General features: G+C 66.2%; 11 protein-coding genes and 4 pseudogenes. 7 read left to right on the forward strand and 8 right to left on the reverse strand.

The features are described from left to right. Nucleotides 1-212 precede the first annotated feature (212 nt). Nucleotides 213-518 (reverse strand): hypothetical protein, encoded by a 306-nt coding sequence (locus ACWGI8_RS23800; protein WP_453663738.1) that lies wholly within the window; start codon nt 516-518, stop codon nt 213-215. Nucleotides 519-632: 114 nt separating this feature from the next. Here ACWGI8_RS23800 and ACWGI8_RS23805 point away from each other — a divergent pair, with 114 nt between their 5' ends. Together ACWGI8_RS23805 and ACWGI8_RS23810 are read left to right on the forward strand one after the other, a co-directional pair. Then, complete coding sequence (locus ACWGI8_RS23805) at nt 633-1,037, forward strand: reverse transcriptase domain-containing protein (RefSeq protein ID WP_453663740.1); 405 nt, start codon at nt 633-635, stop codon at nt 1,035-1,037. Beyond that, on the forward strand, nt 994-1,167 hold the full coding sequence (locus tag ACWGI8_RS23810; RefSeq protein ID WP_453663749.1) for a group II intron maturase-specific domain-containing protein: 174 nt from the start codon (nt 994-996) through the stop codon (nt 1,165-1,167). Before ACWGI8_RS23805 ends, ACWGI8_RS23810 begins: the two co-directional genes overlap by 44 nt. A 263-nt stretch (nt 1,168-1,430) precedes the next feature. Here ACWGI8_RS23810 and ACWGI8_RS23815 read toward each other — a convergent pair whose 3' ends face one another. The 4 genes and pseudogenes from ACWGI8_RS23815 to ACWGI8_RS23830 all read right to left on the reverse strand — a co-directional run bounded on the left by ACWGI8_RS23815 (nt 1,431) and on the right by ACWGI8_RS23830 (nt 5,881). Next, nucleotides 1,431-1,565 (reverse strand): hypothetical protein, encoded by a 135-nt coding sequence (locus tag ACWGI8_RS23815; RefSeq protein ID WP_453663754.1) that lies wholly within the window; start codon nt 1,563-1,565, stop codon nt 1,431-1,433. Nucleotides 1,566-1,571: 6 nt separating this feature from the next. Next, entirely contained in the window at nt 1,572-1,802 is a 231-nt protein-coding gene (locus tag ACWGI8_RS23820) for a hypothetical protein (RefSeq protein WP_453663756.1), read from the reverse strand. A gap of 185 nt (nt 1,803-1,987) precedes the next feature. Further along, nucleotides 1,988-2,320: pseudogene (locus ACWGI8_RS23825) on the reverse strand (transposase); the annotation flags it as partial. 81 nt (nt 2,321-2,401) lie between these two features. Next, entirely contained in the window at nt 2,402-5,881 is a 3,480-nt protein-coding gene (locus ACWGI8_RS23830) for a right-handed parallel beta-helix repeat-containing protein (RefSeq protein ID WP_453663742.1), read from the reverse strand. Between the two features lie 241 nt (nt 5,882-6,122). On the opposite strand from ACWGI8_RS23830, the gene ACWGI8_RS23835 reads away from it, so the two are divergent. Both ACWGI8_RS23835 and ACWGI8_RS23840 read left to right on the forward strand, forming a co-directional pair. After that, complete coding sequence (locus ACWGI8_RS23835) at nt 6,123-6,362, forward strand: WhiB family transcriptional regulator (protein WP_453663751.1); 240 nt, start codon at nt 6,123-6,125, stop codon at nt 6,360-6,362. A gap of 588 nt (nt 6,363-6,950) precedes the next feature. After that, nucleotides 6,951-7,874, forward strand: coding sequence for an LCP family protein (locus ACWGI8_RS23840; protein WP_453663744.1), 924 nt, complete (start codon nt 6,951-6,953; stop codon nt 7,872-7,874). A 122-nt stretch (nt 7,875-7,996) separates the two neighbouring features. Here ACWGI8_RS23840 and ACWGI8_RS23845 read toward each other — a convergent pair. Further along, nucleotides 7,997-8,946, reverse strand: a pseudogene (locus tag ACWGI8_RS23845) (RNA-guided endonuclease TnpB family protein). Between the two features lie 26 nt (nt 8,947-8,972). On the opposite strand from ACWGI8_RS23845, the pseudogene tnpA reads away from it, so the two are divergent. The 3 genes and pseudogenes from tnpA (at nt 8,973) to ACWGI8_RS23860 (ending at nt 14,324) form a co-directional block, all read left to right on the forward strand. Next, a pseudogene (gene tnpA / locus ACWGI8_RS23850) lies at nt 8,973-9,400 on the forward strand (IS200/IS605 family transposase). A 422-nt stretch (nt 9,401-9,822) separates the two neighbouring features. Beyond that, a complete protein-coding gene (locus ACWGI8_RS23855; protein WP_453663746.1) occupies nt 9,823-12,249 on the forward strand; it encodes a CDP-glycerol glycerophosphotransferase family protein in 2,427 nt (808 codons plus the stop codon). 155 nt (nt 12,250-12,404) lie between these two features. Next, nucleotides 12,405-14,324 (forward strand): glycosyltransferase, encoded by a 1,920-nt coding sequence (locus tag ACWGI8_RS23860; RefSeq protein ID WP_453663747.1) that lies wholly within the window; start codon nt 12,405-12,407, stop codon nt 14,322-14,324. A 175-nt stretch (nt 14,325-14,499) separates the two neighbouring features. Here ACWGI8_RS23860 and ACWGI8_RS23865 read toward each other — a convergent pair. Then, nucleotides 14,500-15,219: pseudogene (locus tag ACWGI8_RS23865) on the reverse strand (transposase); the annotation flags it as partial. Nucleotides 15,220-15,247: 28 nt separating this feature from the next. Beyond that, nucleotides 15,248-15,411 (reverse strand): integrase core domain-containing protein (locus tag ACWGI8_RS23870; protein ID WP_453663752.1); only part of this gene is annotated, 164 nt, incomplete at its 5' end.

Genomic DNA, 15,411 nt, shown 5'->3' on the forward strand with positions numbered 1-15,411 from the left:
GCCTACAGAAAGAAACTCCGCGCCGAAACCACCATCCATCACCCCGACCCACCCGACATCAAAATCCTCGCCGTTTCTTAACTACGCGGCATTGCAGCGCAACCACTCGCGATTACTCCGAAAGCGGCATGTTCCACACCATCACACCAACTGGCTCCCGATCTCACCGGAGAACTACTGGCTCCCAAACAGGCCGGAGTAGTGGCTCTACTTCACCCCGATAAAAACAGCCACCACTGCGGAGATCGCCCGGTCGCTCTCGTGGGCATGAGCGCGGACCTGCCTGCCAGAGATTCCGGCAGCTTGACGGTGAACACCACGCTCGACTCGGGGACTTCGAGATGTCCAGCGGCCACGGCCTGCTTCAGATACCGGCGTGCCTGACGCACCGACACCCCGTACCTACTCGCCAACGTGCGGGCGGCTGCGGCCACGGGCACACCCGCTGCGGCCAGATCCGCGGCGGCGTTGACCCGCCGGGCGTACTCGACGCTATCGACACGATCACCACGCACCATGTCACAAACCTACTACCCACTGTGAAGCCCCTTACCCTCCGCGCGGGGAAGGAGTTCCAGCCGCCGGTAGCCGAGCGTCACCTCGAAGCAGAAGTTGCCCATTGCGTTGGGGGCGTGACCTCACCCGTGCTGGCGAACCTGTTCATGCACTATGCGTTCGATACGTGGTTGGTCCGTAAGTGGCCGGGCATCACGTTCGAGCGCTATGCCGACGACGCGGTCGTGCACTGCGTGTCAGAGCGGCAGGCCCGCGACGTGCTGGCTGCGCTGATGGACAGGATGGAGGAGGTCGGGCTGCGATTGCACCCCGACAAGACCCAGATCGTGTACTGCGGGACGGTAAGCGCCGACGCCCTTCGGGGAGACGGAGTTCACCTTCCTCGGGTACACGTTTCGCGCACGCGAGAGCCGGAACAAGCACGGACGGCGGTCCACGTCGTTCGAGCCGGCGATCAGCAAGGAAGCTCTGAAGAGGATCAGTGCGGAAGTCCGCAGTTGGCGGCTCCACACCCGGTCTGACCTCTCCTTCGTAGAGCTCGCTCGACGGATCAATCCGATCGTGCGGGGCTGGATGCAGTACTTCGGCCGGTTCTACCGGTCAGCACTGACTCCTCCCCTGATGCGCATCAATGCCTACTTGGTGCGTTAGATCCGCCAGAAGTACAAGAAGCTCGCGGCGCTACGGAAAGCGCTCCAGAAGATATGGGAGATTGCCGATCGGTACCCCCGCATGTTCGCACACTGGAGATGGACCACAGCGGCGTCCGTGGCCTGGTGATCAGAATGGCAAGAGCCGCGTAACGGGAGACTGTTACGCACGGATTCTGTGAGGGCCGGGGGTGAGATCCCCCCGGCTACTCGGCAGACCGTCGTGGTGAGCGATGAGGGAAAGGCGTCGTTGCTGTAGAGGCGTCAGGTAGGGATCAGGAAGACGAGCGCCGTGGGGTCGTAGGGGGAGACGATCGCGCAGGACGAGGGCGGCAGCCCGTCGTCGTCGTCAGTGCGCCAGCGCAAGCGGCCCGCCGCGTCGCGGTAGTAGTTCTGCACGACGATCTACTGCAGGGCCTGGGCCCGGGGACCGAACGCGCGGCCTGCCCCGGGCCCGCGGAGATGCTCCAGCAGCCGTAAGGGTTCGTCGCCAGCGGTGTTGATCCTGGTCTTGGGCCGAGTGGGATTCTTGCCCAGGCGGACCGGACGGCCGTAGCGGCGTCCCCACTCCTCGTCCACCAGGCCGGCCAGCAGGTGCGGGGCGGTGCCCGCGATTTCTTCCAGCGCGGCGCGCACCGCCTCGGGATCAACTCAAGCTGGGTGAGGTCGCGCACCGCGGCCAGAACATGGGTGGAATCGGTGCGCTGCGTGCCGCGTTCGCGAACGAGCCCGGCGTCCTTGAGACGGGCCAGTGCAAGGTCGAGCAGGCGGTCGGCACGATCGCCCTGGGCGAGGCGCTCACGGAAGTCGGCCAGGACACTGTGGTGGAAGCCGGGATCGTCCAGCTCCATGGCCAGGGCGTAATTGAAATCGATGCGGCAGCGCACCGCCTCGGTCACCTGTCGGTCCGACAGATCGAGCAGGAACTGCAGCACACAGACGGTGGCCAACTGGGCGGGCGAGAGGCCGGGGCGCCCGTCGCGTGGGTACCAGTCGGCGAAGTCCTCTTCGTACCACAGCCCGTCCAGCCGGTCTCTCACCCACATCGCCGTCGTACCGCCCGGATTGCTCGCCCGCGCGACCTGCGCAGTCGGAGCGGGGACTTGCTCACCAGAACGGGGACGGACGGACAACGGACACCTCGACAACTGCATCTGCCTTCGAAACAGCCCCGAGCATGCCCACTGATCATGCTGCCGTACCGGGAAACCCCAAGATCCCCGACAGAGTCAAGCTCAGAGCAGCCAGATGGCCTGGGGAGTGCGGGACGGCTCCTCGTCGAGGTCTTCCACCGGGCCGGAATTGGCGTCCGAAGGCGTTGCAGCCGCCGGGATGTCCTCGGGCAGTAGCAGTCGCAGGTCCTCGCGTCCGGGGTCGGTGAGTCGCCCTATCCGGCCCGCTTGACGGGTGACCATCGCTTCCAGCGTTTGCCGGGCGAGCCTACCGTTGCCAAAGCTGCGGTTGCGGGGGAATTGGCCGAAGTGGGCCAGCAGTGCTTGGCCAGTGGCGCGTGACAGCTCGTATCCTGCGGCCGACGCTTGATTCGTGAGAATCGTGACCAGGTCCTCGTCGGAGTAGTCTTCGAACTTGATCTGCTGGGCGAAGCGGGAGCCCAGGCCGGGGTTTGAGGCCAGGAAGCGGGACATTTCCTCCTGGTAGCCGGCCACGATCACGACGACTTCGTCCCGGTGGTCCTCCATGAGCTTCACCAGGGTGTCGATGGCTTCCTGGCCGAAGCCGTCATTGCCGTCCCTGGGGGAGAGGGTATATGCCTCGTCGATGAACAGTACGCCGCCGCGCGCCCGGTCGAAGGCGTTCTTCGTGAGCTGTGCCGTATGGCCCAGCCAGCGGCCCACCAGGTCGGCCCGGGAGACTTCCACCACCTGACCGCGGACAAGCAGGCCCATGGCGGAGAGCAGTTCGCCGTAGAGCCGGGCCACAGTGGTCTTGCCGGTGCCGGGGCTGCCGGAGAAGACCAGATGGCGGCTGATGGAAGGGACGGGGAGTCCCGCCGCTTCGCGTCGGCCGGCATTGGCCAGCAGGTCGACGAGGCTGGTCACCTCCGCTTTGACCTGTGGTAGGCCGACCATGTCGTGCAGCTGCTCGAGCAGTTCCGCGCGACGGGCCTGGTTCTGAGGTCGGGCGCCGGCGCCGATGGTGACTGCGGTGACTCCTAGGTCCTCCGGCAGCAGTCGCGTCAGGTCCGTGGCCGTGGCGTCGGTGAGGTCGGCGAGCCGGTACGCCTGCCGGTCGACCATCTCCTCAAAAGTCTTCCTGGCGGTGCGGCCGTTGCCGAAGGCAGCATCCCGCGGCATCCGTACGAAGTGGTCCAAAAGGGCGGCTCTGGTCGACTCCTCCAGCTCGTAGCGGTGACGCTGGCACATCATATCGACGATGGTGACCATCTCGTCGGGGGCGTAGTTCTCGAATTCGACGGTGCGGCTGAACCGGGAGGCCAGACCCGGGTTGGAAGCCAGGAAGGACCGCATCTCGTGCGAGTAGCCGGCCACCACCACAGCGATATCGTCCCGGTGGTCCTCCATGAGCTTGACCAGGGCGTCCACCGCCTCCTTGCCGAAGTCGGGCCCTGAACCGCCTTCCTGCGCGGTGAGCGTGTACGCCTCGTCGATAAAGAGCAGTCCGCCCAGCGCCTGCTGGAAAACCTCGGTCGTTTTGATGGCCGTGCCACCCACGATCTGTGCTACGAGATCAGCCCGTGCCACCTCCACCATGTGTCCGGCACGTAGCACTCCGAGTGAGGCCAGGATCTGGGAATACAGCCGGGCCACGGTGGTCTTGCCGGTGCCGGGCGGTCCGGCGAAGACCAGGTGCCGGGCCATGGGCGGTGACGGAAGCCCCATCTCCAGCCGGCGCTTCGCCATCCGGTTGAGATTGACCAAAGTGGTGACTTCACGCTTGACGCCCTCCAGGCCGACGAGTGCGTTCAGTTCTGCGAGCAGTTGCTCCAGCCTCCCCGGAGGCTGCGACGCAGGGCTTTCGCCGCCGTCTGCGGGCACGGGGGCAATTTCGCCCGCGGAGGGGGAGTCACACCGCCGGGCTCCTGCCTCCCGCCCGTTGTCGGTGGGGGAGGGGGAGCAGCTTGCACCGAGGGGTGCCGTACCGTAGGCGTCGGGCATACCGTTCCCCCGGCTGGTGAGGTTTTCCACCGTCAACGCGGCCGTCGGTCTCAGCTGGCGTACGCCGGACCCCTTGTTGTCCCGGCACGTGCAGTCATGGAGGACGGCCTCGCCGCTCTGCGCCAGTAGCCCGCTGCCGCCGTTGCCGTTGAGTTCGACGGCAGTCAGCGATGCGCGCGACTCGTCCTCAATCCGTACACCGTCCCTGGTGTTGTCGTGGATGCGACAGCGGGTCGCCGCTACCTCGCCTCCGTCGTGGACGGTCACTCCGTCGCTGCCGGAATCAGAGATGTCGCAGTCCCTGAGGGTTACGGAGGTGCCAGCGAGCGTGGACACCACACCACCGCCGCGGTTGCCCCTGAAACTGGTGCCCGACACGTACGGCGCGCCGCCCTCTTCTGCGTGTAGGCCGGCCAGCTCGGTGTTGGTGATCTCGCAGTTCTCCATCCGCCCCCGGCCGTCGCGCGTCACATGGACGCCATTGCCCATGCATCCGGTGATCGAGGCATGGCGCAGCAGCGGGTTGGCGCCACCGGTTATACCCACACCGTGCCGGGCAATATCGCTGATCCTGAGCCGGTCGAACGTGCCTCCCGCGCCCTCGTCGATAACGAGTCCCACGTCGCCGCAATCTCGGACGGACAGGTTCTCGAACACCGGGTCACTCTTGCCGCCGACCCACACGGCCGGGACCTCGGTCTCCGCGACATGACACTCCTTGAACGAGCCGTGGGAGGATCCCGAGACGAGGAATCCATAGCCGCGGACGCAGACCGCGCGGCACCGCTGCAGAGCCGGAGCGCTCCCCTTGGCCACTACAAAGCCGTGGCTGCCGGCCTTGCTCACTGAGCAGTCTTCCAGGTAGAGAGGCTCGTCGCTGGCGAGGTAGAAGCCGCAGTCCACGACGTCTTCCACCGTGGTGCGCAGGATACGGGTGGCTGCTCGGTCCTCCAAGGCGACGGCGGCCTTCTCGGTCCCAGTGACCCGGCAGTCCTCGACGGTTCCGCGGGCCTGTCCGGTAGCACAGAGTCCGTTGCCCCGGGTCTCCTTGAACGTGCACTCCCGCACCAGGGGGTCGGCACGATCAGTGATCACCAGCGCGGAGGTGCCTACCTGTGCCACCGTACAGCGCTCGATCACGCCGTTCGTCGGGGCGGTGGCCACGATCCCTGCGCCGACCGGGTTGGTGACCTGGCAGTCCCGCATGAAGAGAGTGCCCTCGCCGCGAGAGAGGATGGCAGCCCAGGCGTTGCCCCCCACCTCGCAGTCGTCCAGCATGGTGATGCCGAGGGCGACATCCACGACCGGCCGGTCTTGATCGTGGCCGTTGAGGACCAGGCCGACCAGTCGCACGTCGGCTCCGCCAGACAGCACTGTGCTGCCCTCGGGCGCGGCCACCACGACACTCCCGCGACCTTCCTCGGCATGGATGGTCACGCTCTGAGCGAGCAACAAACTCTCTTCGTAACGGCCCGGCGAGACGCTGACCACAGCTCCCTCTGGGGCGTGCTGCAGCGCTTCCGTGATCGTGCGGTGTCCATAGGCCGCGTTCGGGTTCACGCTCAGCGTCTGCGACATTCCGGGGGACTCCCTGCTCCGGGGGTGAATAGTGGTGCGTGCCCCGGTGCCTCCCTGATGGGGGTGGGACAAGGAGCACACCTGTGGCTACGCCCGATCGCAGCCGCTGGTTCGCATCACCTCAGCAAACGACCAACGCCTGTCGGGCGTACGCCCGGTTGGCGCATCCGAAAGGAGAGGGCATGGCCATCGACTGGAGCTTCGTCCGTGAGGTGCTCGAAGTACGACCGTCTGACGGTTGGTGGCCTCAAGCGGCCTGTCAGTACGAATCGGGAGAGCTGCTCTTCCCCCGCCCCAGGGCTTCGGTGCTCGCGAGCGGATACGGCTGGCCAAGTCGGCCTGCCAGTCCTGCCCTGTGCGACGGGACCGCCTGTCGGTCGTGCTGCGAGCCGACGAGCCCCTCGGCATCCGGGGCGGGCTGCGCCAGGCCGACCGCAAGATCGTGGGCCAGCGGGTAAAGCAGCGGAACAACTGGCCGTGATGAGGCTGCGATCCAGAGCAGATGCGTTCGTTTCGTACTGCTCCGTCTCTGGGGCACCCGAGCTCGACACACTGGTCCGAGCCGGTCGAGAACGGTGCACCTGAACATTGATCTGAACCCGTCTCGGATGTGGTGCGTAGCCGCATGAGAAAGGGGCCTGCCTGACAGCGCTGACCGGCTGTCGAGACACAAGCGAGGCCCGAAGCGCCTCGTGAGGCGCCCTTCGCGTGGAGGCGACCCGTGGCTCCTGCGCCCGGTGCCTTCACTCCATGCGGGTCTCGCTCGTCGAATTTGCCGTTGGCATGGGCGGGACCCATCGGTACGCCTCGTGCCCCCGCTGTGGGGGCTGGGGGCACGAGGTTCCGGGTGGCAGCCCGGCACAGAGGAGGAGGACCCATGGGAGCCTGGCGGTCGAACACGGACGTGCCGGCAAGGAGCGCCGGTACAGATGACGATCCGCACGGCTCGCCTGCTGCCGTGCGGAGCCTACGGACGAGGAGCCGCAGGCGTCGTCGCACCCTCCTGTGGGCGACCCTGACGATGTTCCTTACCGTGCTTGTCGCATGCACGGGAACAGCGTGGTGGGCTGTGGACCGTACGGTCGACTCAGTCGCGCGGATCCCCTCCGCCTTCCCCACGATTCCGGAGGAAAAGCAGCCTGCCCCCGGGGTCGGACTGACCTTCCTCGTAGTCGGTCTCGATACGCGATCGGACGTGCCGACGACGGGTCACGCGGCTGGCAACGACGCCTGGCGGATGGGCGCGGCTCGAAGCGACACGATGATGCTGCTGCATTTGCCCGCCGACCGGCGCCGAATCTACGGGGTGTCACTCCCCCGGGACAGCTGGGTGAACATACCTCGCCATGGCCAGGCCAAGCTCAACGCTGCCTACTCCTGGGGAGCAACACCGCTGACGATCGAAACGGTCCAGAATCTCACCGGCGTCCGGATCGACCACGTCGCCGTTGTGGACTGGAACGGCTTCACTGCAATGACCGATGCAGTAGGCGGCGTTGACATCACGACGTCAACATCCAAGAGCGGTTCCGCCCTCGACCGGCCCGTGGGAACCCATCATCTCAACGGAGCCGAGGCGTTGGAGTATGTTCGCGAGCGCCACAGCCTTCCCAGGGGCGATCTCGACCGCACCAAGCGCCAGCAGCACTTTCTGCGCGCTCTGGTGGATCAGATCCTGAGCCCAGGGACGCTCACCAGCCCGACCCGGCTGAACGCGCTACTCGACACGTTCAGCGATGTGGTCAGCGTCGATGACCGGCTGAGCAACGCCGATCTGCGTTCGCTCATATGGAGCCTCACCGGACTGCGCAGCCGCGACACGACCTTCGTGAACGTACCCATCTCGGGACTGGCCACCGTGCGGGGACAGAGCGTGGTCCAGCTGGACCGGGAAAGGGCTGCACCGCTGTGGCAGGCAATGCGTGAGGACAAGATGGGGCAATATTTTGCGAGTCATCCGAAAGTGGATAGCTTGGGCGGCACTGTCCACTGAAGCGTGTGCATGACATGTCAGGTGCGACAGGCAACGGGAGGTCAACTTGACCCGGTCCTAAAGGACCGGGCTTGGAGGTAGAGCCCAACTGGCTGTCGGGTTGTCTCCTCCGTCCAGACCGCCTACAGGGTGGTTGGGACGCGTGACTCACGCCCCGCAGTCCACGCAGCTTCGCCCTTGCGGTCGATGTTGTGGGACGCGTTGTCGTCCGCGTGCTTGGTGACGCCGCAGGCGCGGCACGCGAACGTTGCTTGATCGACTCGGTTCCTCCGGTCGATGTGGCCGCACTCGGATTCGAGATGATGTGGTTGACGTTCGCGGCGTGCCGCTGTTCCTTGCGGCTGCGGTGCTTGAGGCGCCGCTTCGCGGACTGGGTGCCCTTGGCCTGCAACTTGCGGCGGAGTTCCAACTGCCGTTTACGGTGGCGGTTCAAGCCGCGCCCGGCGGCCCGGTAGCCGGTGGATGTGGTCGCGATGTTGACGATGCCGAGGTCCACACCGATAAACCCGGACGGGTTCTCGTTGACCTGGGCCTCGGGGATCTCGCACACCGCAATCAGGTAGAACACGCCGTCGCGTTCGATCAGGTCCGACTCGCCCTTGCGGTACTCGCGAAGCATCTCGAGTGCGTCGGCGGAGCAGGCGAAGCGGACGATCTTGAGCCGCCCCGCCGTGGTCCAGATACTGACGGTCCGCGCGTCGTACTGCCAGGACAGACACCGGTCGTCGTACGGCTGTGCCGAGTCCGGTCGGAACGTGATCGGCTTCGACTCCGCCTTCGCCCTGCGCTTCGATCCGGGCCTGCCGAGGTTCCCCGCCCGGATGTTCGCCTTCAACGTGGCGTAGGCGTCACGGGTCTTCTTGATCACGTGCTGGGCCGCCTGCGCCCCAAGGCCGGAAGCTTTCAGCTCGGCGTAGGTGTGCTTCCGCAGTTCGTACTCACGCGGCACGCCGTGCTCGAACGCCACGGCAGACGCCCAGTTGGCCCGTTCGTTGACCGTGCGCAGGGTTGCACCGATGGCCGGTGCCTGTACGGCATCCGGCATCAGCTTCACCTGCACGACGATCTTCATGCGGGACACCCTACTATCATTGATCTATGTCACCACGCTGGGAGCCAAACCCCAACATTCGCAGGGGTCGTACAGTCGTCTACACCCTCCACGCCCACTTGGTCTTCACACCCAAGTACCGGCGCGGACCGTTCACTGACGAGATCCTTCGACGCTGCGAGGAAGTCATGCGGTCCGTCTGCGCCGACTTCGAAACGAACTGGTCGAGTTCAACGGTGAACGCGACCACGTGCACCTGCTCGTGCACTACCCGCCGAAAGCTTCCATCTCCAAACTGGTCGGCTCCCTCAAAGGCGTCTCCGCCCGCAGGCTCCGCCAGGAGTACCCCGACCACATCCGCAAGTACCTGTGGGGCGCACACTTCTGGTCACCCTCATACTTCGCAGCTTCCTGCGGCGGAGCGCCCCTGTCCGTCATCAAGGAGTACATCGAGCAGCAGAAACGTCCGATGTGACCTGCACGTCAGAGCAGTCCAGAGATGCGGTTCCCGGGGTTCCTCGCTAGATCCCGCTGAAGGCGGGGCACCGGGCACCGCACTACGCATAGAGGTGCAGCCGGGCGACTGCTCCGGATTGCGTTATTCACGGTGTTCCTGTGGTGGCCAAGGCTGTTCATCCAGCGAGTGACCACGTCATGTGCGGTCCGTGGTCCACGGGCGATGTTCGTGGCGTTGGGAGCGGGAGAGCCACCGAAGCCGTCCGGGAGACGGGGCCAATGCCGCCCGGAGCGATGTGGTCGACGTACGAACGGGCAGCCATGTCCACGCTGACTGACAATTGGCGCCGTAGTTCATGACCAGGCGGACTGGCCGCGACGCGCATGAACGACATCCGGGCAAGGGACGTAGTGCGGGATGTGCGGCCCCCATCCCCTCCGATGCTGGACCGCCAAGAATCTGTCCATCCGCTCCGAAGGCCGCCGTATGAAGTGCAGACCGCCGTCGTCTTGTCCTGCTCCCCATGCAATGCCGGACCATCACCCGACACCGTGGTGAACAGGCGGGCCAAGCGTCGTCCGAGGGCTGTGACCTCCCTTCCCCTTGCCCTGGTCGCCACGGTCAAGCAGCGCACCAACGCAGCCCGGCTGCGAGGCCTGCTGGCGCTCATAATCTTGGCTGTGTGCTGCCTGCTGTTGCTCTCCGCGGCCCTGCAGCCCTCCATGACACTCTTCGCCGCCGCTGGCCTGGGGTGCTACGCACTGGAGTTGTACCTGCACATGCGTGAGCCTCTGATGATGCGGCGGCTCGGCCAGTTGCGGATCGGCGTCACGATGCGGGTGGTTCTGCGCAGCGCACTACTCCTGGTGCTGATGGCGCGGAACGGCGCGACGCAATCGGTCGAGTACCTGCAGGCTGCAGTACTGGTGCCGACACTACTGATGCTGCAAGCCCTGTATTCGGGGACATGCGCGGCGATCCGTCGCCACCGGAGGCTTCCAGTGGTTACCCGCAACATCCCACTGGACAACTTTGCCATCAGCACTACCCCACGACACCAGCTGCTTGGCAAACCCGGCCAGCGGCTGCTGCACCAGGAGCTGTTGATCACTGCCGGTGTGGGGGTATGCGCGATCACCGACGAGTCCCACTGGGTGCTCACGGGGCTTCTGCTCGCCGTAGTGGCTGCCGCGCTGGTGCTGCTGCAGCTGCTGCCGCACCTGGTACGCGGGCTGCGTTTCCCGGCCGAGGAGGCGGTGCTGTCCCATATCGACCGCTGGCTCGCCGACTACCGACCGGACGTGGTGCTGTACTTCAGTGGCTCCCGCGACTCGGCCTACCAGGTCAACATGTGGCTGGAGACCGTCGCCCGACTGCGGAGCAGGGGACACCGCCCCCTGCTGCTGCTGCGCGAACGCATCCTGACACGCCGTCTGGAGCCCACGTCGATGCCGGTGCTGTGCGTACCTGCCGCCACCCACCTCATGGCACTGGACATGAGGTCGGTACGGGTCGCGCTCTACCCGGCCAACGTCGGCAAGAATATCCACTTCCTGCGTATCCCCGGTGTCTGTCATGTTTTCATCGGACACGGGGACAGCGACAAGGTCGCCAGTGTTAATCCGTTCAGCAAGGTCTATGACCAGATATGGGTCGCCGGCCGTGCCGGCCGGGACCGCTACGCCCAGGCGGCAGTAGGCGTCCGCGAGGAACAAATCGTCGAGGTCGGCCGACCGCAGCTGGATCGCCTGAGCCGCGCGGCCGCAGCTGCGCCCATAACGGGGCAGCGCCGCCGGGTCCCCACGGTGCTGTACGCGCCCACGTGGGAGGGCTGGACGGACGATCCGGAGAACACCTCTCTCCTGCTCGCAGGCGAGAATATCGTGAAGCGGCTGCTGGACGGCCAGGACCAAGTCAGAGTGGTCTACAAACCGCACCCCCTCACCGGTGTGCGCGATCCACGAGCGCGGCGGGTGCACGAGCGCCTGATGACGCTGATCGAGCGTGCCAACACTGCACTCGCCGCCGACCGCCACTTTCACCGACAGGCCGAGCTGGGCCGCCAGTCACGAGAGCATGCAGCCGAGCTCGAACGGCAGGCAGCCGAGGACATCACCAGACTTCTCGCCACCAACTCCGACGAGGAACGAGACGACGCGGAGCTGTCCCGCGACGCGACCCGCCTTGCAAACGACCTGGACGTACGGATCCGGCAGGCCACAGCCGTACACGCCAAAGCGTACTGGCAGGCCCGGACTCCCTGGGAGCATCAGGTGATCACCGCCGACGGGCCGCATCTGTACGACTGTTTTGCGGAGTCCGACCTGTTGATCAGCGACATTTCGAGTGTGGTCTCCGATTACATCGCCACGCTCAAGCCCTATGCGATCACTGACTGCGCCGAGCTGGGGGCCGAGGGCCTGCGGGCACGAAGCATCGCGGCTCGGGCCGCCTACCTGCTCACCTCCGATGCCCGAGGGGTGGCTGACCTCAAGGCCCTGCTCTGGGGTCGCCAGGACGACGTGCTCCTGCCTTGGCGCCATCTGCTTCGCACCTACCTCCTCGGGGATGCCACCCGGCCGGCCGAGGAACAGCTTGGTGACGCCGTCCTCGCCGCCGCAGCCGCAAGCGGCTCCTGGGAGAGCGCTGCGGCACACGACTGGCCGCCGATCGTTTCCGTCAGCGCCCAGCAGAATGATGGGCTCGCCGCGAAGCCGACTGACCCCCGCAGCGGACGCATTGACCGGGCGGAGGCCCTCGACCGCTATGAAACCGTCTGGCCGGTCCAGGCCGGCGAGGGCTGGATCGCCACGAGAGCGGACCCCAAGGCCCTCGGGCACCCCGACCGACTGCGGAGGAACCTATGAGGATCGATGTTCTGCTGCACAATCGATACGGAGGGGGAGACGCCGTCGCCAGCACCCTCCACCTTGCCGACGCCCTCGCGGACCGCCACCAGGTGGAGATTGTCTCCATGGAGCGTGACCGCGACCGTCCGGAGCTGCCCAACGACCCCAGGGCAGTGACCTGGGACCTGGTGGAGAAGCGCCTCACGTCCCACCGATACGACGGGGATCGACCCGAGGCGCAGCAACCGGCCCTGATCATGCCAGCCTCGGACACTGAGCGCAGCAGACTCACCGAGGTGCGCCTGTCCGCGTACCTGGAAGACACCGACGCTGACGTGGTGATCGCCACTGAGCCCGGACTGTCAGTGGGCCTGGCCAGAATGGGATCCGATCGCTACTTGCGCGTTGCCCACCAGCACGTCGGCTACTCCATGCAGCCCTCCGAACTACGCGAGGAGATCAAGCGGTGGTACGGAAATTTGGATGCTGTGGTCTCGGTCAGTCGGCGGGATACCGAGCAACTACAGACAGCGCTGCTGCGCTGCGACACAGTCGTCCGGCACATCCCCCGCTGCCTGCCCGCGGCTCGGTTGCCGCCCAGCCATGGCACCAGTCGGATCGTGATGGCCGCAGGCCGCCTGGAGCCGGCCAAGCAGTACGACCGACTGATCCGCGCCTTCGCTGAGATAGCGACACAGCATCCCGGATGGAGCTTGCGTATACACGGCGATGGACCAGAGCGGCAGAGGCTCCTGTCAGTGATCGACAGCCTCGGCCTGTCTAACCGGATCTTCTTGATGGGTGCTTCAGGCTCGATGGAAAGCGAATGGGTGAAGGCTTCCATCGCTGTGTGTTCCTCTCGCGCCGAACCTTTCGCCACGCCTCTGCTCGAGGCCATGCGGGCCGGGGTGCCTGTCGTCTCCTTCGACTGCGACTTCGGGCCTCGAGAGGTTCTGACGGATGGTCAGAACGGCCTGCTGGTCACCGCGGACGACACCCAAGCGTTGTCCGACGCGCTCGCCTCGCTGATGAGCGGTGATGCGGAACGAAAGGAGATGGGCGCGCGCAGCCGGGCGTCCATCGGCAGGTTCGCCCCGGAGCAGGTGGTCGCCAGGTACGAGGAGTTGGTCGAGGCCCTGCGTATTCGCCGCGCGCTGCCCGTGACCGCGGACTGGCGGGTGACGCCCCGCGGGGACATCGCCGTACGCGTCACCTCCGCCAGTCCCGAACAAGCCTCAGACCTCACCCTGCTGTGCCGGGCTTCCAAAGACGGAAGCGACCACGAGGTGCGCATACCGCTGCGAGTCCCGCCCACTCACCCGGATGCGCCCGAGACCCCGAGTAAACCGGCAGCGGTGATCCCGGCCGTGGAAGGCCCCCTCGACGAGGGCGACTGGGAGGTGCACGTAGAGTCCACATGCACCGGCATGCGACGCAGACTGCGAACCGGCTTGTACGACACCAGGAACCTGCTGGACATCGCAGGCCCACGCACATCACGGCCGGCCTTGCAGATACAGACCCCTCACACCACGAACGACGGATACCTGGCTATACGGGTCCGGACACGCGAGGTGCACGCCGAAGCCGGGGACATCAATGTCGAGAACGGTCGTATCATGGTGAACGTCCAGCTGTGGGGCACCACCGCGGAAACGCCTCCGACTATAATCGCCCAGGGAAGGCAGCGCTCCTCCCAGGACTTCGACATCGCAGCGGAGCTGCTCGCCCCGGACCGCTTCCGCTTCACGGTGCCCTGCACTCTCCCGGCTTCCCGGCGCGTTACGGAGCACGACAACTGGGACCTGTGGGTACGCCTGGTCGACGGCGACCCGGTGCGCATCGCCCGCTTCGCCACGGACCACGCAGACATCAAGAGCACCCTGCGTTACCCGATCACCATTCTGGAGGAGACCCCACGAGGCCGGTCCCGGGTCCGCCCGTACTACACCGTCAATGGTGAATTGGCCCTCAACGCGGTGGACATGCCCGCAGCGGACCCTGGGTCGTCGGCCGATCCACCGGGCGGCTCCCCATCAGCTTCAGGACCCTGGCGGCCGGCAGTGCGAGTCGACGGCAAGGAAGATCGGTGAGCGCGCTCTTCAGGCAGCTAACCTCTGCGTTTCGCTTGGGGCCTGTTGAGCTGGGTTGATCGCGCTGGCGGTGGTTGTGTGCTGTTGACCGCGCTGTGGGCATGGCGAGGGCCCGACGCGGGCCGGGTGCTCCAGGGTTCCTTGGGTTGTGGGCGGACGGCGGTGGGTTCGCCGGTCAGGCTGCTGGTCGGGGCAGGGTTGCGAGGCGGGCGAATGCGGCCGTGAGCTCGTGGCGCCAGGGCCAGGTTCCGGCGATCCGCAGGTGCAATCGGCGCCCGCCGCGCGTGATGCGGGCGGCGGCGTGCAGCATCCGGTAGCGGAGTTTCTTTGGTTCGGCGTCGGCGAGTTCGCCGTCCAGCAGCAGGATGCGGGTCCAGGCAAGCAGGTCGATTGCGACCAGGGACAGCTCCAGCCACACAGCGTTGAGTGCGAAGTGGCGGGAGGGGAGACGGCCGAAGCCGGTGCTTTTCCCGCAGCGGACCCGGTCCTCGACCCGGGCATGCGCGCGGTGGCGGACTTCCAGGTGTTGCAGGGTGCCACCGCCCGCGTGTGGGGTGTCGGTGAGGAAGACCTGGTGACGCATGCCTTCGTCGAGGTCGAACAGGGACAGCTGGGCACCGGGATGGGGCCGTTCACGTCGCACGATGATGCGAGTGCCGTCCGGGTAGCCGGTGAGGTCGACCATGCCGGTCAGCTCGGCGACCTCTGCCCCGTCGCGCAGGGAGCCGTCCTGTTCCAGGGCCGGGTGCCAGACCCGGTCGGGCAGGGCCCGGACCGCTTTGCGGACCGGTTCGGTGACGGCGTATCCGACGGAGAAGGACGTGTGGATCCCCCGGTCGCGCAGGGCACGCACGTGGGCCAGGAACGCCTTGGCACTGCCCGCTGAGCTGCCCCGAGTTTCGTAGCGGCCGGTTTGCGTGTCTTCAGGCGGCGTTCGAGGTGGCCAGGGAACGGTAGTACGCGGCTTCGAATTCCTCGGGTGGGACGTAGTTGAGGGCGGAGTGCAGGCGCTCGGTGTTGTACCAGCCGACCCACTGGACGACGGCGTGTTCGACCTGGTCAGCGTCTCGCCATGGGCCCTGGTGCT

The organism is Streptomyces sp. NPDC054841 (genome assembly GCF_053611045.1).